Annotated in this window: 18 protein-coding genes; 3 read left to right on the forward strand and 15 right to left on the reverse strand. The window is 72.4% G+C overall.

Annotated elements, in window-relative coordinates; genetic code table 11:
* Positions 1 to 21: 21 nt before the first annotated feature.
* Positions 22 to 1,287 (forward strand): diaminopimelate decarboxylase, encoded by a 1,266-nt coding sequence (gene lysA, locus ACR68M_RS20215; protein ID WP_441245518.1) that lies wholly within the window; start codon positions 22 to 24, stop codon positions 1,285 to 1,287.
* Here lysA and ACR68M_RS20220 read toward each other — a convergent pair.
* A complete protein-coding gene (locus tag ACR68M_RS20220; protein ID WP_441245519.1) occupies positions 1,277 to 1,675 on the reverse strand; it encodes a hypothetical protein in 399 nt (132 codons plus the stop codon). The genes lysA and ACR68M_RS20220 overlap by 11 nt on opposite strands.
* A gap of 131 nt (positions 1,676 to 1,806) precedes the next feature.
* Here ACR68M_RS20220 and ACR68M_RS20225 point away from each other — a divergent pair, with 131 nt between their 5' ends.
* Positions 1,807 to 2,547 (forward strand): Clp protease N-terminal domain-containing protein, encoded by a 741-nt coding sequence (locus ACR68M_RS20225; RefSeq protein WP_441245520.1) that lies wholly within the window; start codon positions 1,807 to 1,809, stop codon positions 2,545 to 2,547.
* Between the two features lie 69 nt (positions 2,548 to 2,616).
* On the opposite strand, the gene ACR68M_RS20230 is transcribed toward ACR68M_RS20225, so the two are convergent.
* From ACR68M_RS20230 to ACR68M_RS20295, 14 genes are all read right to left on the reverse strand, one after another.
* Positions 2,617 to 4,368: an Ig-like domain-containing protein gene (locus ACR68M_RS20230; protein ID WP_441245521.1), complete on the reverse strand. Its 1,752-nt coding sequence runs from the start codon at positions 4,366 to 4,368 to the stop codon at positions 2,617 to 2,619.
* A gap of 98 nt (positions 4,369 to 4,466) precedes the next feature.
* Positions 4,467 to 5,546, reverse strand: coding sequence for a hypothetical protein (locus tag ACR68M_RS20235; protein WP_441245522.1), 1,080 nt, complete (start codon positions 5,544 to 5,546; stop codon positions 4,467 to 4,469).
* A gap of 313 nt (positions 5,547 to 5,859) precedes the next feature.
* A complete protein-coding gene (locus tag ACR68M_RS20240; protein WP_441245523.1) occupies positions 5,860 to 7,215 on the reverse strand; it encodes a DUF1015 family protein in 1,356 nt (451 codons plus the stop codon).
* An 83-nt stretch (positions 7,216 to 7,298) separates the two neighbouring features.
* The gene (locus tag ACR68M_RS20245) at positions 7,299 to 8,168 is read right to left on the reverse strand and encodes an ATP-grasp domain-containing protein (RefSeq protein ID WP_441245524.1); all 870 of its coding nucleotides are present in this window, start codon (positions 8,166 to 8,168) and stop codon (positions 7,299 to 7,301) included.
* A complete protein-coding gene (locus tag ACR68M_RS20250) occupies positions 8,168 to 9,286 on the reverse strand; it encodes an iron-containing redox enzyme family protein (RefSeq protein WP_441245525.1) in 1,119 nt (372 codons plus the stop codon). Before ACR68M_RS20250 ends, ACR68M_RS20245 begins: the two co-directional genes overlap by 1 nt.
* Positions 9,283 to 10,269: a 2-hydroxyacid dehydrogenase gene (locus ACR68M_RS20255; RefSeq protein ID WP_441245526.1), complete on the reverse strand. Its 987-nt coding sequence runs from the start codon at positions 10,267 to 10,269 to the stop codon at positions 9,283 to 9,285. The genes ACR68M_RS20250 and ACR68M_RS20255 overlap by 4 nt, the downstream gene beginning before the upstream one ends.
* Complete coding sequence (locus tag ACR68M_RS20260) at positions 10,266 to 11,276, reverse strand: DMT family transporter (RefSeq protein WP_441245527.1); 1,011 nt, start codon at positions 11,274 to 11,276, stop codon at positions 10,266 to 10,268. Before ACR68M_RS20260 ends, ACR68M_RS20255 begins: the two co-directional genes overlap by 4 nt.
* Positions 11,273 to 12,286: a 2,3-diaminopropionate biosynthesis protein SbnB gene (sbnB, locus tag ACR68M_RS20265; RefSeq protein WP_441245528.1), complete on the reverse strand. Its 1,014-nt coding sequence runs from the start codon at positions 12,284 to 12,286 to the stop codon at positions 11,273 to 11,275. Before sbnB ends, ACR68M_RS20260 begins: the two co-directional genes overlap by 4 nt.
* A gap of 52 nt (positions 12,287 to 12,338) precedes the next feature.
* Positions 12,339 to 13,289, reverse strand: coding sequence for a 2,3-diaminopropionate biosynthesis protein SbnA (sbnA, locus tag ACR68M_RS20270; RefSeq protein ID WP_441245529.1), 951 nt, complete (start codon positions 13,287 to 13,289; stop codon positions 12,339 to 12,341).
* 418 nt (positions 13,290 to 13,707) lie between these two features.
* Positions 13,708 to 14,769, reverse strand: coding sequence for a LuxR C-terminal-related transcriptional regulator (locus ACR68M_RS20275; RefSeq protein ID WP_441245530.1), 1,062 nt, complete (start codon positions 14,767 to 14,769; stop codon positions 13,708 to 13,710).
* Between the two features lie 182 nt (positions 14,770 to 14,951).
* Positions 14,952 to 15,716 (reverse strand): alpha/beta hydrolase family protein, encoded by a 765-nt coding sequence (locus ACR68M_RS20280; RefSeq protein ID WP_441245531.1) that lies wholly within the window; start codon positions 15,714 to 15,716, stop codon positions 14,952 to 14,954.
* A gap of 237 nt (positions 15,717 to 15,953) precedes the next feature.
* A complete protein-coding gene (locus ACR68M_RS20285) occupies positions 15,954 to 16,637 on the reverse strand; it encodes a hypothetical protein (RefSeq protein WP_441245532.1) in 684 nt (227 codons plus the stop codon).
* Between the two features lie 74 nt (positions 16,638 to 16,711).
* Positions 16,712 to 17,377 (reverse strand): RNA polymerase sigma factor, encoded by a 666-nt coding sequence (locus ACR68M_RS20290; RefSeq protein WP_441245533.1) that lies wholly within the window; start codon positions 17,375 to 17,377, stop codon positions 16,712 to 16,714.
* A gap of 115 nt (positions 17,378 to 17,492) precedes the next feature.
* The gene (locus ACR68M_RS20295; protein ID WP_441245534.1) at positions 17,493 to 17,981 is read right to left on the reverse strand and encodes a hypothetical protein; all 489 of its coding nucleotides are present in this window, start codon (positions 17,979 to 17,981) and stop codon (positions 17,493 to 17,495) included.
* Between the two features lie 432 nt (positions 17,982 to 18,413).
* Here ACR68M_RS20295 and hemL point away from each other — a divergent pair, with 432 nt between their 5' ends.
* On the forward strand, positions 18,414 to 19,742 hold the full coding sequence (hemL, locus tag ACR68M_RS20300) for a glutamate-1-semialdehyde 2,1-aminomutase (protein ID WP_441251659.1): 1,329 nt from the start codon (positions 18,414 to 18,416) through the stop codon (positions 19,740 to 19,742).
* The last annotated feature ends 20 nt before the right edge of the window (positions 19,743 to 19,762 follow it).

Below are 19,762 nucleotides of genomic sequence, written 5' to 3' on the forward strand. Positions count from 1 at the left end.
GCGATCGAACGGGGACGGATCTTGACCAGCGACGGGCTCTTCCCCGGTGCGATCGACGGCCCCCGGCTGGCCGCGATCGCCGAGCAGCACGCCACTCCGGCCTGGGTCTACGACGCGGGGGTGATCCGGGCCCAGATCGACCGGCTGCGCAGCTTCGACCAGATCCGCTTCGCGCAGAAGGCCTGCTCGAACGTCCACATCCTCGCCCTGATGCGCGAGCAGGGCGTGGCCGTCGACGCCGTCTCACTGGGTGAGATCGAGCGCGCCCTGATCGCCGGGTACCGGCCGGACGGGCCGGGCGAGCCGGTGGTCCTCACCACCGACCTGCTGGACCGCCCGACGCTGCGCCGGGTGGTCGAGCTCGGCATCCCGGTCAACGCCGGTTCGCCGCAGATGCTCGACCAGCTCGGCCGGGTCGCCCCCGGCCACCCGGTCTGGATCAGGATCAACCCGGGCTTCGGCCACGGGCACAGCCGCAAGACCAACACCGGCGGCGAGCAGAGCAAGCACGGTATCTGGCACGAGCACCTGGGTGAGGCCCTCGACCTGGTCACCGCGCACGGGCTCGACCTCGTCGGCTTCCACATGCACATCGGCTCCGGTGTCGACTACGGCCACCTGGAGGCCGTCTGCGAGACGATGGTCAAGCAGGTCCGGCTCAGCGGCCACGACCTCCGGGCGATCTCGGCGGGCGGCGGCCTCTCCGTCCCGTACGCCCCCGGGCAGCCCGAGGTCGACACCGAGCGGTACTTCCGGATCTGGGACGCGGCCCGGCAGGAGCTGGTCGGCGAACTCGGCCACCCCGTACGGCTGGAGATCGAGCCCGGCCGCTTCCTGGTGGCCGGCTCGGGGGTGCTGGTCTCCGAGGTCCGGGCCCAGAAGCCGGTCGGCAGCAACCACTTCGTGCTGGTCGACGCCGGGTTCAACGACCTGATGCGGCCCGCGATGTACGGCAGCAGCCACCGCGTCACCCTGCTCGACCCGTCCGGCGAGCCGCGCCGCACCCCGGCCCGGGACACCGTGCTGGCCGGGCCGCTCTGCGAGTCGGGCGACGTGTTCACCCAACTCGAGGGCGGCGAGGTCGAGCCTGTCCCGCTGCCCCGCGCGGAGATCGGCGACCTGGCGGTCTTCCACGACACCGGTGCGTACGGCGCGAGCATGTCCTCGAACTACAACTCGCGCCCGCTGATCCCCGAGGTCCTGGTCGACGGCGGCAGCACCCGGCTGATCCGCCGCCGGCAGACCGTCGCCGAACTCCTCGCCCTGGAGACGGACGTTACTGCCTGACCTCGTACGACCCGCTCTCGGGCCGCGTCCCGCAGCGGTCCTCGGGCGCGTCGGCGTGCTCGGTGACGTGCACCAGGACGGCCTCGGTCGTGTCGTTGGTGTAGAGCCGGAAGGCGCCCCCGTTCCCGTACATCGCGCCGCGCCCGATCTCGACCCGCTGCGCGCCCTCGCCCCGGTAGGCGACGAAGACGTTGGGCCCGTACGTGTCCTCCCCGACCCACAGGTACGCGCCCGGCGGCACCAGCATGGCGGGGCCGCACTCCAGCTCGCCGGAGTAGGGCTCCTCGCAGGACCAGGTCTGCCGTTCCAGCAGGGTGTCCGCGTGTGCGGGCGTCGCCATGGCCAGACTCACGCAGGCCAGCAGGGCGGCCCCGGTCACTCTTCGCATAGTTCTCATACGACTCGTATCCCAGTGCGGCCGCCGCGCCTACCGGTGCGCGTCGGAACTCGACCCGTTCGGCGCCGCACGAGTGTCAACTGATGGTTGACGATCCTTGGGTGTCAACCTAAGGTTGCCTCATGGCGAATCCCACCAAGATGACGCATCCCGTCCGGCTCGACGACCTGATCGAGGCCATCAAGAAGGTCCACCCCGACGCGCTCGACCAGCTCTCCGACGCGGTGATCGCGGCCGACCACCTCGGTGACGTGGCCGACCACCTGATCGGCCACTTCGTCGACCAGGCCCGGCGCTCCGGCGCCTCCTGGACCGACATCGGCCGCAGCATGGGCGTCACCCGGCAGGCGGCGCAGAAGCGCTTCGTGCCCAAGACCCCCGGCGAGCCCTCCGACCTCGACCCCGGCCAGGGCTTCGGGCGCTTCACCCCCAGGGCCAGGAACGTGGTGGTGACCTCGGAGAACGAGGCCCGCGCGGCAGTCAGCCCCGAGATCGGCCCGGAGCACCTCGCCCTCGGCCTGCTCGCCGAGCCCGAGGGGCTGGCCGCCCAGGCGATCACCGCCCAGGGCGTCACGCCAGACGCCGTCCGGCAGGCCCTCACGGCCGCCCTGCCCCCGGCCGCCGACGAACTGCCCGAGCTCGTCCCGTACGACGCCCGCGCCCGCAAGGTGCTCGAGCTGACCTTCCGTGAGGCGCTGCGCCTCGGCCACAACTACGTCGGCACCGAGCACATCCTGCTCGCCCTGCTGGAGCTCGAAGCCGGCGACGGCCCGCTGGCCGGGCTGGGCATCGACAAGGCCGCCGTCGAAGCCTGGGTCGTCGAGACCCTGGCCGTCCTCCAGGCCTCGCGCAGCGAGAGCTGACCCGAGCACGGAGAGGGGCCGGTGGGTGGCTGTGCAGCCACCCGCCGGCCCCTCCACGGTGAGGTCAACTCACTTGCACTGTCCGGACTTCGGGCCGACCACGGTGGTGCCGGTCGGCTGCACCGTCGGCAGGTTGCCGTCGCAGCGCAGGCCGCCGGTGACCCGGTCGGCCTCGAAGTCGGGCACGGCCTGGCCCGGGGGCAGGCCGCCGCCGCTGTTGCCGGTGAGGCTCACCGGGCCCGTCACGGTGTTGCCGGAGACCTCGACGCCGCCGGTGTTGCCGTCCAGGGTCAGCGGGCCGGTGACGGTGCTGCCGGCGCAGACCGTCGGCCGGGCTGAGCCGAGCAGCACGTACCCGGTGCTGCTGCGGATGCCGACCGGCCCGGTGAGCACGGACCGGCAGACGGTGAGGGCGAGCGCGCCGTCGGCCGAGACCGGGCCGGTGATCCGGGCGTCCGAGACGGCCAGGGCGCCGCCGGGCCGCACGGTGACCGGCCCCGACTGGCTGCCGCCGGCGGCCAGGCAGAGCGACTCCCCGGCGGCCACCGTCAGCGGGCCGGTGTGCGCCGTGCCGAGGCACGGGCGGCTGAAGCCGACGGTGACTGCGGTGGGCGCCGCCGTGGCGCCCGGCACGAAGCCCTGGTCACCGCTGTAGGAGGCGGTGACCGAATGGGCCCCGGGCTGGAACCCAGCGGTGCTGAAAGCAGCCTGACCATTGGTCAGCGGCACTGTCGCCAGCGCCGTGACGCCGTCCGAGAAGGTGACCGCGCCGCTCGGCGTGCCCGCCGCAGGGCCGACCGGGGCGACCGTCGCGGTGAGGGTGACGGGGTGCCCGAACAGCGGGGCGGTGGTGTCCGCGCCGAGCGAGACCGAGGCCCCGTGGCGGAACGAGACGACCGCCCGGCCGTTGCCGTGGTTGACGCCCGGCACGAGCACGGCGTCGGTGGCCGAAGGCGCGGCGAAGCCGCTGCCGCCCCCGCCGCCCGCGCCGTAGAGGTTGCCGGGGTTGCCGCCGCCGGAGCCGCCGCCCCCGCCGAAGTACCCGCCACCGCCCCCGCCGCCGCCGTTGCCGCCACGGGCACCGTTGCCCCCGGCGCCGCCGCTGCCCGGATCGGGCTGGCCGGTGTTGGGGTCGGTGTCGCCGGCCGCGCCGCCGGGGCCGCCGAGGGCGGAGTTCGGGCTGCCGGTGCCGGGGGTGGTCTGCGTACCGCCGCCGCCCGCGACTCCGGAGCCTTCGTCGCCGCCGCCCTGACCGCCGTCCTCCGCGACGGCGGCGCCGCCGTCGCCCCCGTGCAGCAGCGGGCCCCCGTTGCCCGCACCCCCGCCGCCGCCCGCGACCAGCACCCGGTCGGCCGGGCCGAAGGCGCCGACCCGCAGGTCGGTGCCCCCGCCGCCGGAGCCGCCCCCGCCGTGTGCCCCGCCGCCGCCCGCGCCGTGCCCGGTGCCACCGGGCCGGGCGAACTCGCCGTGCCGGGAGCTGCCGGACGAACCGGCACCCCCCAGGGTGATCCGCAGCGTCTGCCCCGGGCTCACGGCCAGCGTCGCGCGGGTCTCACCGCCGAGCCCGCCGGGCGCCCCCGCGTTCGGCGGGTTGGGCAGCACGTACCCGGCGGCACTGCCGCCCTCCGCGCCGTACAGGTCGACGCTCACGGCGGTCACCCCGGCCGGGACGGTGAAGTCGTCCGTGCCGACGGCCGTGTAGCTGCAGCTCGGCGGACCGGACGACAGCACGCCGCCCACGCCGCAGGGGGACGGCGCCGGGTCGGCCGTCGCGGTGAACGGCACCGCCAGCGCGGTCAGCAGCACGGTCGCGCCGCTCAAGGACAACATCCTGCGATGGATCAAACGGTGGTGCATGGGAGTTGCCAGTACCTCTCCGGCCCCGCGAGGAGGCCGTCACGGGGGTCGTTAAAGGGGGGTCAGATACCGTCGTCGGCGCAGAGCGCCCAGGCCTCGGAGTAGGTGCTCGCCGAGCTCGCGCCCCCGGTGTGGGTGTACGCCGTCCAGTACGCCGCCGTGGTGGCGCCGTCGCTGACGGGCGTGCCGCCGGAGTCGCTGGGGAAGCTCCCGTTCAGGTGGTCGCCGCCCGAGCCCGGCCCGGTGAAGTCGGTGGTCGTCACGCTGCCGCCGCTGATGGCCGCACCCCCGCTGACCAGCTTCCCGTCACCGCCGCCGCAGCCGACCGTCACCGTCTGGCCCGCCGTCGCCGCAGTCGGGCCACTCACCTCGCTGTACCGGACCTTCACCGTCACGCCGCTGACGCCGATGCCGGACCCGCTGCAGATCGCGTACGCGTACGTCGCGTTGTTGCTGCCGCCCCCGCCGCCGTTCCACCCGACGGCGGCCCAGGAGTCGGGGTTGGTCTCACCGTCGGCCGCCGCCTTCTGGCCGTAGTCGTGCCCGGCGTTGGCGAAGGTCGGGTAGCTCGCGATCGGCTTGAGGCTCCCCACGTCGGCCGGGGTGCTCCGGGCGCCGCCGCCGAGCAGCCGGGTGTTCGCCGGGCAGGTGGCCACGACCAGGCCCACCGCCGCGGCGGTGGAAGGCCCGGAGATCTTGTTCATGACGACCTGGGTGTGGTTGACCAGGCTGCTGCTGAAGCACACCGCGTAAGGCGTGGTGGAGAACGAGCTGTTGACCGCGCCACCGCTGCCGCCGATGCCCAGCCAGTGCGTCACGTCGGTGCCGACGACCCCGGTGGAGCCGGTGTACTCGGTGCTGCCGTCCGGGCTCGGCCCGGTGCCCATCACGTGGTTGCCGTTGGAGGACGTGCCGGTGCCGATGGCCTGGTCGATCCCGCCCCCGGAGATCAGGCCGCTCGAACAGTCCGCGTGGGTCGAGATCTCGGCGAACGTCCCCGAGGGCCCGAGCGTGGCCCCGGGGGTCTTCACCGTCACACCGACGGAGTTGGCGTACGCGACGCCCGGCACCGCCAGCACCAGCAGTGCACCGGTGACCAGCAGCTTCCCCGCGACGAACCGCCGCACGGAGTTCCGTCCCATCGAACTCTCCCTCTTCTGATGTCGGTGCGCCCCGTTCGGGGAACGGGACGGCCGTGCACCGTCCGAGGGCGCGCGGAACCACCGTGGCCGGCCCGCTTGAGGAGACAGGCAGCCCGCTGGAGGTTCCCCGCGCCCCGAGGCAGCGCACGGCCTCCGCCGAAGGCGGACCCGTGCCGAATCCCCGGCACCGCGCGCCGTGGGGGACGCGACCCGATTGAAGCAGCGCCCCCACACCCCCCACGACTGGCGCCGGACACCAGCCGGACGCCCCACAGCTGGGCGATCGACCAGCTGCGGGGCCGACTCAGGGTGCTCAGTAGTCGTCGAGGTCGAGGCTGCGCAGGAGCAGGCCGGTGGCCGGCTTCGGGCCGAAGGAGGTGGACTTGCGCGGCATCGTGACGGCCTGTTCGGCGAGGCGCCGCACGACGCTCTCCTCGACGGGGTGCAGGAGCACGGCGGTGCCGCCGCTGCGGGCGGCCTCGCGTTCGGCGGCGGCGGCGTTGTGCAGGTAGCCGATGTCGTCCGGGCCGTCCGGTACCCGCCAGGTGTGGTCCAGCAGCACCGTGTGCAGCACGGTCGCGTCCAGCCGGCGCCACTCCTCCGGCCGGTCGGTCGGCACGGTGGCGGCGAGCAGGGCCTCGTCGGGTTCGCTCAGCAGGCGGTATTCGCCGCCGCCGTCGGTGAGCAGGAAGGCGTTGCCGCCGTCCTGCTTGGCCTCGGCGAGCGCTTTGAGGGCGTCGTCCAGCGGGCCGGGGAGCTCCTTGACGCGCCACCCGTCGCCGAGCGCGGCGAGCGCCGGGGGGAGCGGCAGCCGGTGCAGCACCCGGTGGACGGCCTCCACCCGCAGCGGGTAGCGGGCGGTGTCCACGAGCAGGGCGAGGCCGTGGTCCCAGGGGTTGCGCGGGAGGTGGCGGTGCTCGCGCTGGAGGCGGACGTACATCTCCCAGCGGTGGTGGCCGTCGGCGATCAGCGCGCGGCAGGTGGCCAGGTCGCGAGTGACGGCGGCCAGTTCGGCGCGGTCGGAGACGGCCCACAGGCGGTGGCGCACGCCGTCCGAGGTGGTGAGGGCGAGCAACGGCTCGCCCTGGACGGCGCGTTCGACGACCTCCGCCGCGCCGCCGTTTCCCCGGTAGGTGAGCAGCAGCGGCTCCAGGTTCGCCCGGGTGGTGCGCATCAGGCCGACCCGGTCGGCGACCGGCTGCGGCATCACGTCCTCGTGCGGCAGGACGACTCCGGACTCCCGGCCGCTGACGGCGAGTGCGCCGATCAGGCCGCGCTGCAACAGGCCGTCGGCGCGCTGCTCGTAGACGTACACGGCGGGCACCGGATCGGCGGTCAGCACGCCCTCGCGCCGCCAACGGGCGAGCAGCCGGGCGGCGTGGCGGTAGCGGGTGTCGCGGTCAGGCCGGCGGCCGCTGTCGTCGGGGTCGGGCCGAGGCAGGATCAGCCGGACGATGTTGTGCGGGTCGGCGGTCTCCAGGCCGAGCCGCCGGAGCGGGTCGACCACGTCGTACGGGGGCGAGGTGACGGCGGCCAGGCTGCTGACCCGGTCGGGGTGGTAGCGCAGCGCGCGGAAGGGGAAGAGGGACAGGCCCGCGGTGGCGACCCGCCCGGGGTCTCCGGGGCCGCCTGACGGGGGGTCGAGGCGGTGGTGATCCTTGTTGGTCACGATCGGGGACTCCTTGTCGGGGGCTCCTCGCGCCGACGGCCCGGCCCCTTCGTGGGGGGCCGGGCCGTCGGCACGACGGTCGGTCAGGCGGCGTGGAGCAGCCGCTCGACGGCCTTCGCGAAGCGGTCGGCGATGCTGGTGGAGTGGCGCAGGTAGAGGGCGGGCTCCACCAGCTCCAGCTCCAGCAGCAGCAGGCCGTGGTCGGCGGTGTTCAGGATGTCGACCCGCGCGTAGAGCGGGGCCGGCGTGATCCAGTCGTAGACCGCGCGGGCGAAGTCGAGCTCCTCGCGGGAGGGCGCGAGCGGTGCGCCGACGTGGGCGACCTCCAGCGAGGTGTGCATCCCCGAGGGGCGGCGCACACTGTGGGTCTGCTCGCCGCCCAGCCAGATGACGGAGGTCTCGCCGACGGTGGTGAAGTCGTGCAGGTACGGCTGGACCAGCACGTCGCCCTGGGCGGCGAGGCGGTCGAGGTGGGCCTGCCCCTCGGCGAGGTCGGCCTTCTCGACCATGAGGGTCTCGTGCGCCGAGGCGGAGACGGCGGGCTTGACGACACCGGTCTCCCAGCCCCGGCCGCCGAGGATCGCCGCCAGGTCGCCGGTCTCGCCCTGGCGGACCCACTCGGTGGGGATGATCGGGAAGCCGGCCTCGGCGACCCGGGTCAGGTAGGACTTGTGGGAGTTCCACCGGATGATCTCGGCCGCGTTCTGCACCGAGGTCAGCGGCTCGATCCGGTCGAGCCAGGCCATGAACTCGGGGTGGCGCAGGTGGTAGTCGAAGACCGAGCGGATCACCGTGACCGGCGCCAGCGACCAGTCGACCGCCGGGTCGTCCCAGACGACGACCTCGGTGGCGACCCCGAGGCGGCCCAGGGCGTGCAGCAACTCCTGGTCGTCCGGGGCGAGTTCGGGGAGGTGGGCGGCGGTCACGAGCCGCACCGAGGGGGTGGTGGTCATCACTGCTCCTGGGAGACGATCGAGCGGAGGTAGCCGAGCATGTGGTCGAACTGGCGGCGGCCGGTGTCGGCCGCGACGTGGGCGCCGTACAGCACGTCCCGCACCTCGTCCGCGCCGAGCAGCGGGCGCTGGAGGCGAAGCCCGTCGGAGAGTTCACGGCTGTGCCGGGGGTCGATCTTGACGTGCGCGGTGAAGTAGAGCTGCAGGTCGTCGTCGACGAGCCCGACGCGGTTCATGCCCGCGAGGATGTCGACGAAGTGCGGCTCCACCCAGCTCTCGAACACCAGGAAGCAGCCGTACGCCATCATCTTGCGCGATGCCCGGGTGAGCAGCGCCGCGTTGGTGTTCGAGGTGAACTTGGCGAACCACGGGTGCCCGGTCCGGTAGTCGTACAGGCTCTCCCAGCCGTCGCTCGCCTCCAGCAGGCGGCGCAGCCAGAAGGTGTGGAAGTTCTCCAGCTTGCCCCGGCCGCACTCGTCCCAGAGGTTGGCTGCGGCCACCGCCTTCTGCATCCCCTGGAGACCCACGACCAGCAGCGCGACCTCGTCGTCGACGACCTCGTTGCGGATCAGCTCGCACTGGAGGAAGCGCTCGATCTGCGCCTTGGAGGCCTCCTCGCGGATGAAGCCGAAGAGCGGGTGACCGACACCCGGGTTGGTCGCGGCGACGACGTCGAGGTAGTCGGCGGCCTCGAACTGGTCGGTGATCTCCGGCAGCGGCGCGGGGGTGACCCAGTGGTCGAACAGCTCGCGTTCAAGGGTGATCTTCGCCGTGTACTGGGCTATCTCCGCCGCGTCGTCGGTGCTGCGGGTGTACGCGCCGTCCCGGTAGCCGAACCAGGTCGCGTAGATGGCCGCGAGGTGCCGGTGCAGGAACTCGCCGTGCGCCGCGGGGTCGTCGCGGAGCGCGGCCAGTACGGCGCGCTGCTCGGCCGGATCGGCGGCGAGGAACTTGGTCAGCTCCGGGTCGAAGCCCTCGAAGGTCTCCACCGGGGGCCAGTAATGGTCGTACAGGCGGGCGGTCTCCTCGGGCAGCGGCTTGAGCTTGCCGGCGGCCAGGGACGAGGGCTCCTGCTGCTTGATCGCCTTCTGCGAAGGCAGCGTCACGAAGTCGGTCACGCGTGGTTCCAATCCTGTGGTACCGGGCCGACCGGGCTGACGGGGAGTCGGCCGGTGAGCACGGTGATGACGTTGTCGACGGCGAGTTGACCCATCGCCTGGCGGGTCTGGACGGTCGCACTCCCCAAGTGCGGTGACAGCAGCGCTCGTTCCTGCACGAGCAGCTCGGGGTGGACGGCCGGTTCGGCGGCGTGGTTGTCCACCGCCGCGCCGAGCAGGTGTCCGGAGGCGAGCGCGGCGGCGAGTGCGGCCTCGTCCACCACGCCCGCGGTGATGCTCACCACCACGGCTCCCTGCGGCAGCAGGGCCAGCCGCTGCGCGTCGATCAGGGCCCGGGTCTGCTCGGTCAGCGGGCAGCTGACCACCAGCACGGAGGACTCGGCGAGCAGCTGCGCCAGTGGCCGCCACTCGGCGCCGTGGGTCTGCCCGGCCGGCAGCGGGGTGCGATTGTGGTAGCGGACGCGCATCCCGAAGCCCTCGGCCCGGCGTGCCACGGCACGCCCGATGCTGCCCAGGCCGAGGATGCCGAGGGTGGCTCCGGAGAGCTCCATGCCGAGCATGAAGTCGGGTGCCCAGGCCCAGGGTCGGCCGGAGCGCACCACCCGCTCGCCCTCGCCCACCCGACGGGCGGCGCCGAGCAGCAGGGCCCAGGTGAAGTCCGCGGTGGCCTCGGTGAGCACGCCGGGGGTGTTCGAGACCAGGACGCCGCGCCGCTCGCAGGCGGCGACGTCGATGTTGTGGGTGCCGACGGCGTGGTTCGCGACGATCCGCAGCGAGTCTCCGGCGGCGGCCAGGAACTCCTCGTCCACCCGGTCGCCGAGGGTGGTGATCACCGCCGTCCGACCGCGCACGGCCGACAGCAGCTGCTCCCTCGGCATCACCTGGTCGTCGTCGTGCACGGTGAGATCCGCGTACGGGGCGAGCCGCTCGGACACCCCGGGTGCGAGCCGACGGGTGACGAGGACCGACGGGCGGGTGGTCACTCGCGCCCTCCGGAGAGCTCGGCGGGTGCTGCAGCGGCTGGTGCTGGTGCCGGTGCTGGTGCGGCAGGCTCCTGACGGGCGTTGCGGCCGACCGCGACCGCGCCCAGGACGACCACCGCCGCGATCAGCGTGCCGAGGGTCAGGTGCTCGCCGAGCAGCAGCGCCGACCAGCCCAGGGTCAGGACGGGCTGGGCCAGTTGCAGCCGCCCGACCCGGGCCACCCCGCCCCGGGCCAGGCCCTCGTACCAGGCGAAGAAGCCGAGGCACATGCTGACCACGGACAGGTAGGCGAAGCCGGTCAGCACCGAGGGCGTCACGTCGTGCGGCGGCTGGAGGACGACCGAGACGACGGTGATCGGCAGCGCGACCGGCAGCGACAGGACGAGCGCCCAGCAGATCACCCGCCAGCCGCCGTAGACCCGCGCCATCGCGCCACCCCGGGCGTAGCCGAAGCCGACCACGACGACGGCGGCCAGCAGCAGCACGTCACCCGCCCCGAACTGGTCCGCCCCGTGCATGAGCGGCAGGCTCAGCACGCCCCCGAGCCCGACGACCAGGGCGACCCAGTAGGACGGGCGAGGACGCTCGCCGACCAGGAGCACGCCGAAGCCCGCCGTGGCCGCCGGGATGAGGCCGGTGACGACGCCGCCGTGGGCGCTGCCGACGGTGGTCAGGGCGAGCGAGGTGAGCAGCGGGAAGCCGACCACTACGCAGGCCGCGATCTGGAGCAGGCCGTTCCGCGCCTCCTTGGGCGGCATCAGCGGCTGGCGCTTGAGCGCCAGCACCAGCAGGCCGAGCAGCGCGGCCGGGACGGCGCGGCCGAACGCGACCGTCCAGCCGCCGAAGGCCGCGTCGGCGGCCCGGGTGGCGGGGAGGGTCAGGCTGAACGCCAGGACGCCGAGGGCGCCCAGCGGCATCGCCGTCCGCTCCAGGCGCAGCCTGCGTGCGGTCGCCGCGGCGTCGGTGGCGTCGGTTTCAGCGGTGCCGGCGGTGGTGTCAGCGGTCATGAGCCCCACCGCTCGGTCTCGCCGAAGAAGCCGTCGATCGGGACGGCCTGGCCGGTCTCGGTGGCGATGCGGTGGACGAGGGTGCCGACGGCCAGGTCGAGCACGCCGAGGCCGAACGGGGAGAAGATCACCGGCCGGTCCGTGCCGACGGTGACCGAGCCTTCGATCACCTCGGCGAGCGTGCCGGTCACGAAGTCCCGGTTGCCGTACTTCTGTTCGGCCAGGTGCGGCGAGGTGTTGGCCTTCAGGCAGTGCTCGACGTCGTCCAGCACGTTGTAGGCGCCGACGATCAGCTCGGGGCCGAGATCCCGCAGCGAGATGTTCAGGACGACCTGGCCCGGGGCGAACGTCCCGGCGTCGAGCACGTACGGCTCACCGGCGGTGGTGGCGAAGACCACCAGATCCGCACCGGCCAGCGCGTCCGGCAGGCTGTCGGAGAAGGCCGCCGGGTAACCCAGCCGGTCGGCGGCGAACCCGGCCAGGGCCTGGCCGTACTGCGGGTGCAGGTCGTGGACCACCAGCTCCTCGACCGCCCAGCCCTGGGCGTGGAAGAACTCCAGGATGTTCCGGGCGATGATCCCGGCGCCGACGACCGTCAGACGGCGCGCGGAGCGCCGGCCGGTGAGCACCTCGGCGGCCAGGACGGCGGACGCGGCGGTACGGGCCGCGCTGATCTGCGAGGCCTCCAGCAGTGCGAAGGGGTAGCCCGTCGCGTAGTCGTTGAGGACCAGCGTCGCGGAGGCGCGCGGGATGCCCTGCTCGATGTTGCCGGGGAAGCTCGCGATCCACTTGATCCCGGCGACCTCGTGGCTGCCGCCCAGGTAGGCGGGCAGGGCGATGATGCGGCTGTCCGGCTTGTCGGGGAAGCGCAGGAAGTAGCTGTCCGGATTGACGGACCGACCGGCCTGGTGTGCCAGATAGGTCTCCCGGACCTCCTGGACGACCCGGCTCCGGTTGTTCTGGATGATCTCGCCGGCGACTCGTCCACCGACGACGCTGAACTCGAACATGCGGGAAACTTTCTGATAGACGCTCAGGCTTCGGTGTTCAGCCCTTTGGTGTTCAGGCGGGTTGTTGTGCGGTGAGCGGGTCGGGCACGAAACCGAAGTGGCCGCGGACCCAGTCGTCGTCGTAGAGGGTGTTCAGATAGCGCTCGCCGCTGTCCGGGCCGATGGCCACCACGGTGGCGTGCGCGGGGATTTCGGCCTTCCGCTGCTCGACGGCCGCCAGGACGGAGCCGGTCGAACCGCCCATCAGAATTCCCCGCTCACCCGCCAGCCGACGGCACATCTGCACCGCCTGCGCCTCCGGGACCATCACGACCTCGTCCACCACCCCGGGTCGGAAGATCTCCGGCCGACGGCTGGTGCCCAGCCCCGGGATGTAACGGCGGCCCGGCGGAAAGCCGAAGGTGACCGACCCGACCGTGTCCACCGCGACGATCCGCGTCCCGGGCGAGTGCCGGCGGAAGTACTCGACGCAGCCCATCAGGGTGCCGGTCGTCCCGGCCCCGACGAACAGCTGGTCGACGTTGAGGTACTGCTTGTAGATGGACGCCGCCGTGTGCTCGTAGTGCACGCGCGGATTGGCCTGGTTGGCGTACTGGTTGGGCCAGAGCAGGTCGGGCTCGTCCCGGAGCCTGGCCTGGATGTAGTCGACCCGGGACTGCAGGAAGCCCCCGTTCGCATCGCGCTGGTCCACGATGACGACCTGCCCGCCGAACGCCTTGATCAGCGCGACGCTGGCGCTGGCGGTGTTCGGGTCGGCCACGCAGGTGAACCGGTACCCACGGGCCGCGCAGACGGAGCTCAGGGCGATTCCGAGATTCCCGGAGGAGGATTCGATCACCCGCCCGCCGGGTTTGAGCAGGCCGCGTCTTTCGGCGTCGTCCAACAGGCCGACTGCGGCCTTGAGTTTGATGGACCCCGCCGGGTTGAGGCCCTCGATCTTCAGAGCGAGATCCACGCCTTCGATGAATCCGTGCAGATCCAGGAACAGATCGTCGAGGACCATCTCATGGGCATAGCGAAATATCATCGATCACCTTCGGATGCGAGTGGGGTAACGAAGGCAGTGCGATTGGTGATTCGGGTCAGCCCCAGCCGAGATCGCCGGACAGGGCGAGGGCGGGTGCCGAGGCGCGCGCCGAGGGCGCCGCAGAATGTAGGCCGGTGGCGGAAGCGGCGACGAGTGTCACGGCTGCGGCGACCCCGACGAGAAGTCGAGCTACAGGATTCATCGGTGTTTCCATGAGAATTGGGCAGTGCCGACAAGGTGGTTGGTGCGCTGCAAGCGTGCCCCGGCCACGCACCAGGGGGTATAGCCACCGGGTGTCGTATCTGCGCATGGCGCAGATGCGAGGGGGGCAGGCAAGGCTAAAGCCGACAGACTGGTCGGTTCCGTCGGTCAGGCCCATCACGCCGACGGGCCGTCACCCGAGCTCTGCGGGCTCCGTCTCGTCCCGGGCCGGGAAGGTCTGACGGTTCAGCAGGTCCAGCCGGTGGATCAGATAGCCGGCGTGGATGCGGTTGCGGGCGCCGAGCAGTCGCATGATCTCCGAGATGTGGCGCTGGCAGGTGCGCAGCGACATGCCCAGTTGGCGGGCGATGATCTTGTCCTCCACGCCGTCCACCAGCAGATGGGTGATCGCGATCTTCACGTCGTTCGAGGTCAGCTCGACCACGGCGGGGTCGTAGGTCGGCTGGAAGTCGGTGGCCTGGCTCCAGGCCCGCTCGAAGGCGGCGAACACGAAGTCCACCATGTTCCGCTCGTGGACGATCACGGCGCCGGTCTGGCTGTCGCGCAGCGCGATGACGGCCACGCTCCGGTCGAAGACCATCAGCCGCATGAACCCGTCGCTACGGGTGCGGACTTCGGCCCCCTGCCGGGTCACGTGCTCCACGTACTTCACCGTCGGCGGGCTGAACCTCGCTGTGTGCTGGTACAGCGTCCGCATCCGGACACCCCGGGCCAGCAGCTCGTCCGTCCGGGTCAGCGACTCCCGCAGCACCTCCTCGTTGCGGGCCCCGCCCGGCTGCGCCGTGACCACCTCGGACTGCGTCTTGGCGGCGAGCTCGGTGATGGTGTCCCGGACCGACTGGAGGTCGCTGATCACCTCGACCGTGTTGGCCTGCGTCAGCTGCAGCACACTGCCCTCGTACACCGCCGTCAGCTCGGAGTACGCCGCCCGCGTCACGTCGATCTCGCTCTGCCGCCGGTCGAGTTCGCGCAGCGCCGGCCCGAGCAGCTGCGCCCGCGCGGTGTCCGGCGGGACGGCCTCCAGCACCCCGTGCTCGAACGCCGACCGGCCCAGCATCCGCAGCGCGAGGAGCTGCCGCACGGCACCCGCCAGCCGTCCCTCCGTCAGCTCGACCGCCGAGCGCACGGTCTCCGAGGCGGTGCCGACCGGCCGGGCGACGATGTACCGGTAGACCGCACGGGCATCGCTGCTCAGGGGCTCGGCCGATGCTCTGCCGTGCTCCGGGTCTTCCATCCGCCGCCCCCGTCACCGTCGTCGGCCACCGGCTCCAGGACGCCGATCCTACGGACGCGCGATTCGAAAGGCTCTCAGATCGTTGAGAGTTCATCGAGTCGGCGTGATCCCGGGACGGCCCGGCCGGAAGCGGACCGGCGGTCGGCCCCGGATTGCGTGGGGTCGACCACCGGCCGCACGGATCAGGTCTGCGAGGTCACCGCCCGGCCGAAGTGCCGGGCGAAGAACCGGACCGCGCTGTCAGCCTCGAAGCGGGGCAGCTCGCCCTGCCTGCCCGCGTTGGCGTGCAGCGTCTTCTCCTTCGAGGCGAAGGCGTCGAACAGCGCGAGACCGGCCTCGCGCGGGATGTGCTCGTCGTCCCACTGCAGGTCGAACTCGATCGGGACGGTGATCTGCTTCGCCAGTTCGGCCAGGTCGTCGGGCCAGTGCAGCCCGAAGACCGCGGCCGTGATCCTGGGTTCGACCGCCACGAGCGGCACGCCGACGGCGGTGCCCATTTTGACGCCGAAGTAGCCGACCGGCCCGTCGGCGCCGATCTCCGGGAGCTGCTGGAGCGCGTCCAGCACCGCCCGCCACTCGGGCACGTTGAGCTCCGCCGTGTGCGCGTTGTGACGCTTGACGATCGGGCCCACCGGTTCGCCCGCCGCCCTCGCCTCGGCCAGCGCGGCGCTCACCTGCTCGTCGTACGCTGTGCGCGGCCGGTCGCCGTGACCGGGCGCGTCGATGACGGCGACGTGGAAGCCGCAGCCGGTCACGAGCCGCTGCGCGCGGCCGGCCATCGCCGGGTGCTTCTTGTGGTTGCCGCCGCCGTGGCCCATCAGCACCAGGGGCGCCCGGTCGGGGCCGGAGGCCGGCGACCAGAGGACGCCGGGTACGTCGCCGACGAGGAAGTCGCGCTCGAGCATGCCGTTCGAGGACGACTCGGCGGTGAACTGCAGAGAATGCATGGGTGTTGCCCTTCGGGAGTGCCTGGTTGTCGAGGCGCTCCCGGCGACAGCTACGTCAATCGCCCGGCCGTGACGGCAAGGGGGAGCACCCACATCGATACAGCGTTCATGGGTCTCACCTCCTCGGGCGGTGTCACGGTCGACTGAAAGCTACCAGCCCGGCCGCCGTACCCCCAGTCCTTTTCCGGCAAGCGGGGGCCGCCGGAGCGCGGCAGGCCCCCGGCCGGTGGTGCCTGCCTACCAGGAGTAGAGGGAGGCCCTGGGGACGGTGCGGGTGGTGCCGTCGGTGAGGGTGAGGGTGGCGGAGTCGATGATGTCGCTCCTGTCCCCGCTGGAGCCCGGCCACCAGGCGGTCCAGCGGCCACCCTCCACGGTGACCTCGAAGGTGCGGCCGTGGGCCGTCAGGGAGATCGCCTTGACGTCGGAACCGACGAAGCCGGCGGCGTAGTTGAAGGTGTCCGGGCCGTCGCCGTGGGAACCGCCGGTGTCGACGGCGATCGCATCGTGCGCGGGGTTCCCCGTGTCGCTGACCGACATCGTGAAGCCGCCGCTGCCCGAGGCGACGTAGCAGAGCACCGTGGTGCCGCCACGGTTGATGACCATCGAGGTGACCTTGCCGCGGAGGTCCGCGTTGGTGATCCTGGTGGGCTCGCCGGTGCCCGGCATCCCGTCCAGGCACCACTTCAGCGTCTTGGCACCCTGGCCGGACGAGGTGTCCATGTGGGTCGGGTTGACCGTCCAGGTGGCGAGCACGGAGGAGTTCATCGGGACGTTGGTCAACCGGTCGTACAGCGTCACGCCCGCCACGGCCGCACCCGCGGCGAGGGCGCCGACCAGCGTGAAGGCCAGCCGTCGCCGCAGACGCGGTCGGGCGGGCCGTCGGGCGGGGGTGGCAGGGTTGTCGAGGTCGATCTGGCGCATCAGGAGCTCCCGATGTAGGGCGTGACGTCCCGGCGGGAGGTCGCGCTCGACCGGTTCCGGCCGCTGGTCGGCGTTCACTGGTGTGCCTCCTTGGGGGACAGACCCGCGGTCGCGGGCCCACCCTTCATCTGGTGTGCGGTGCGGGCGAGTTCCGCTTTTTTCTGCGGGTTCTTCTGCGGGCCGCGACGGGCGGCCGCCTCGGTGAGGCGGTGCAGCTTGGCACGGGCGCGGGAGAGCCGGGAACGGACGGTGCCCACCGGCACGCCGAGCGCCTCGGCCGCCTCCTGGTAGTCCAGGCCGGCCCACACGCACAGCGCCAGCACCTCGCGGTCCGGCCGCCGCAGCCGTGCCAACGCCTTCTGCACGGCGGCGATCCGCGCTGCGTCGTCGATCCGCCCGGCCGCCTCCTCGGCGAAGTCGGGCACGCCCTCGGGCGGCGGCGGCAGTTGGGCCACGACCTGCCGGTGCCGCCGGGCGGCCCGGCGCTGGTTGCTGACCAGGTTGGTGGCGATGCCCAGCAGCCACGGCCGCAGCGACCCGCCCTCCGCACCGACCCGGCCGTGCTGTCGCCAGGCCTCCAGGAAGGTCAGCGACATCACGTCCTCCGCCGCCGACCAGTCCCCGGTGAGCCGGTACGCGTGGTTGTACACCGACCGCGCGTACGCGTCGAAGAGCCGCCCGAACGCGTCCCGGTCACCGGCCCGCACCCGCGCCCGTACTTCTGGATCCGAATAGTCCACGTCATCTCTCTGGTACGACGCCCCGGAGGGTTCCCGTGACGCGCGTCATACCGCCGAGGTCGGTGCGTGGCGGAGATCGGTTCTGAGGTGATGCGCCCTCAATGTGCCCTGTGGGTCAGGGCCAGACCAGGCAGTACAGCTGATGCCCCGCGTCGTGCAGCCGGTTCGCGAAGTCCTGCCACTCGTGGAGCATGGTGTAGATCACGAAGGCGTCGCGCGGGCCCCGGCGGTCGGGGACGGTGGACCAGATGAAGGCGGCGGCGCCGAGTTCGGTCTCGTCGGCCTTGCGGAGGGGTTCGACGACGGTGTGCGGGAGCTGCACGACGGCGTAGTCGGGGTGGAGGACGACGAGCTCCAGGGGCGGGACCTGGTGGAGGGGGACGCCCTTGATGCCGGTGAGGACCATGGCGCTCATCGTCTCGGGCTTGATCTTGGTGGAGAGGTGGCCGCCGAGGGAGCCGCTGGTCTCCATCAGGTCGCCGAGGCGCCCGAGGGTGCCGAGCTCGCCTGCGTCGAGGCCGAGGCCGCCGGGGCCCAACGCGGTGGGCACTCTGGCAGCGGTGGCCCGGTCGGGTGCGCCGAAGTACTTGTAGGTGACTCCCACGCGCCCTTCACCCCGCCTTCCCCTGCCCGCTCCCGTTCCCCCGCCCGCGGCCCGCGAGGGCCGTCGGGAAGTACCCGCGGTCTCCTCGGAGCCGTCCTGCGCCTCGGACACTCGGACCATCCTCACCGGAATTCGCCGGAATCGACAGACCCCCGCACGCTCGGTGTCCCTCCGAACGTGCCCATTACCCCGTCTTTGCGCCGCTGTAACACGTGTGCCCGGCACACCTGCCCAGCTGCCGTGCCGCAGCTTCGCCGTCGACAGCTCCCCACAGTCTGACTGATCCGTCAAGCGGATGAGAACGCGAGGGCCTGACCGCAGGAAGGCAGTGCGGTAAGACACAGCGGCACACGGATCATCGTTCCAGATGATCGGGTCCGACATGCGGAGGTCAAGGACACGATTTGAGACCATGTGCGGGTGACGAATCCGATGACCTACCCGTACGAGGCCCCTCAGTCCCAGTCGCTGTTCGACCGAGCCTCGGTCGTGACCCCCGGCGGCGTGAACTCACCGGTGCGCGCCTTCCGCGCCGTCGGCGGCACCCCGCGCTTCATGGTGTCCGGCACCGGCCCCTACCTGACCGACGCCGACGGCCGTGAGTACGTCGACCTGGTGTGCTCCTGGGGTCCGATGATCCTCGGCCACGCGCACCCGGCCGTGATCGACGCCGTCCGGCAGGCGGTCGTGAAGGGCACCTCCTTCGGCACGCCCGGCCAGGGCGAGGTTGAGCTGGCGGAGGAGATCGTGGCCCGGGTCGCCCCGGTCGAGCAGGTGCGCCTGGTGTCCAGCGGCACCGAGGCGACGATGTCCGCGATCCGGCTGGCCCGTGGCTTCACCGGCCGGGCGAAGATCGTCAAGTTCGCCGGCTGCTACCACGGCCACGTGGACGCGCTGCTCGCCGCCGCCGGCTCGGGCGTCGCGACCTTCGGCCTGCCCGACACCCCCGGCGTCACCGGCGCCCAGGCGGGCGACACCATCGTGCTCCCGTACAACGACCTCGCGGCCGTCCGCGAGGCGTTCCGGAAGCACCCCGGCCAGATCGCCTGCGTGATCACCGAGGCCTCGCCCGGCAACATGGGCGTCGTCCCGCCGCTGCCCGGCTTCAACAAGGGCCTCGCCGAGCTCTGCAAGGCCGACGGCGCGCTGTTCATCTCGGACGAGGTGATGACGGGCTTCCGCGTGTCCAAGGCCGGCTGGTACGGCCTGGAGGCGGCGCACGAGGGCTGGGCGCCCGATCTGCTCACCTTCGGCAAGGTGATGGGCGGCGGCTTCCCGGCCGCGGCCTTCGGCGGCCGAGCCGACGTGATGGCGTACCTCGCCCCGGCCGGCCCGGTCTACCAGGCGGGCACCCTCTCCGGTAACCCGATCGCCACCGCCGCCGGGCTCGCCCAGCTGCGCGGCTGCACCGACGAGGTGTACGCGACGGTCGACCGCGTCTCCGCCGAGATCTCCGGCCTGGTCGGCGCCGCGCTGACCAAGGAGGGCGTGACGCACCGCCTCCAGACGGCGGGCAACATGTTCTCGGTCTTCTTCACTGACGCGCCCGTCACCAACTACGACGAGGCGAAGACCCAGGAGGCGTACCGCTTCAACGCCTTCTTCCACAGCATGCTCGCGCAGGGCGTCTACCTGCCGCCGTCCGCCTTCGAGTCCTGGTTCGTCTCGGCCTCGCACGACGCCCGCGCGATCGAGCGGATCGCCGCCGCCCTGCCCGCCGCCGCCCAGGCCGCCGCCCAGGCCACCGAGGAGTCCAAGTGAGCGAGACCACCGTCGTCCAC

This window comes from Kitasatospora sp. McL0602 (genome assembly GCF_052076145.1).
Classification (GTDB): domain Bacteria; phylum Actinomycetota; class Actinomycetes; order Streptomycetales; family Streptomycetaceae; genus Kitasatospora.

What these genes read in the sequence shown, in the direction of transcription:
- hemL (WP_441251659.1), top strand. Translation starts at nt 18,414, where the DNA reads ATGACCTACCCGTACGAGGCCCCTCAGTCCCAGTCGCTGTTCGACCGA.
- ACR68M_RS20275 (WP_441245530.1), bottom strand. Translation starts at nt 14,769, where the DNA reads ATGGAAGACCCGGAGCACGGCAGAGCATCGGCCGAGCCCCTGAGCAGC.
- ACR68M_RS20245 (WP_441245524.1), bottom strand. Translation starts at nt 8,168, where the DNA reads ATGACCACCACCCCCTCGGTGCGGCTCGTGACCGCCGCCCACCTCCCC.
- ACR68M_RS20260 (WP_441245527.1), bottom strand. Translation starts at nt 11,276, where the DNA reads ATGACCGCTGACACCACCGCCGGCACCGCTGAAACCGACGCCACCGAC.
- ACR68M_RS20280 (WP_441245531.1), bottom strand. Translation starts at nt 15,716, where the DNA reads ATGCATTCTCTGCAGTTCACCGCCGAGTCGTCCTCGAACGGCATGCTC.
- ACR68M_RS20225 (WP_441245520.1), top strand. Translation starts at nt 1,807, where the DNA reads ATGGCGAATCCCACCAAGATGACGCATCCCGTCCGGCTCGACGACCTG.
- sbnA (WP_441245529.1), bottom strand. Translation starts at nt 13,289, where the DNA reads ATGGTCCTCGACGATCTGTTCCTGGATCTGCACGGATTCATCGAAGGC.
- sbnB (WP_441245528.1), bottom strand. Translation starts at nt 12,286, where the DNA reads ATGTTCGAGTTCAGCGTCGTCGGTGGACGAGTCGCCGGCGAGATCATC.
- ACR68M_RS20235 (WP_441245522.1), bottom strand. Translation starts at nt 5,546, where the DNA reads ATGGGACGGAACTCCGTGCGGCGGTTCGTCGCGGGGAAGCTGCTGGTC.
- ACR68M_RS20285 (WP_441245532.1), bottom strand. Translation starts at nt 16,637, where the DNA reads ATGCGCCAGATCGACCTCGACAACCCTGCCACCCCCGCCCGACGGCCC.
- ACR68M_RS20220 (WP_441245519.1), bottom strand. Translation starts at nt 1,675, where the DNA reads ATGCGAAGAGTGACCGGGGCCGCCCTGCTGGCCTGCGTGAGTCTGGCC.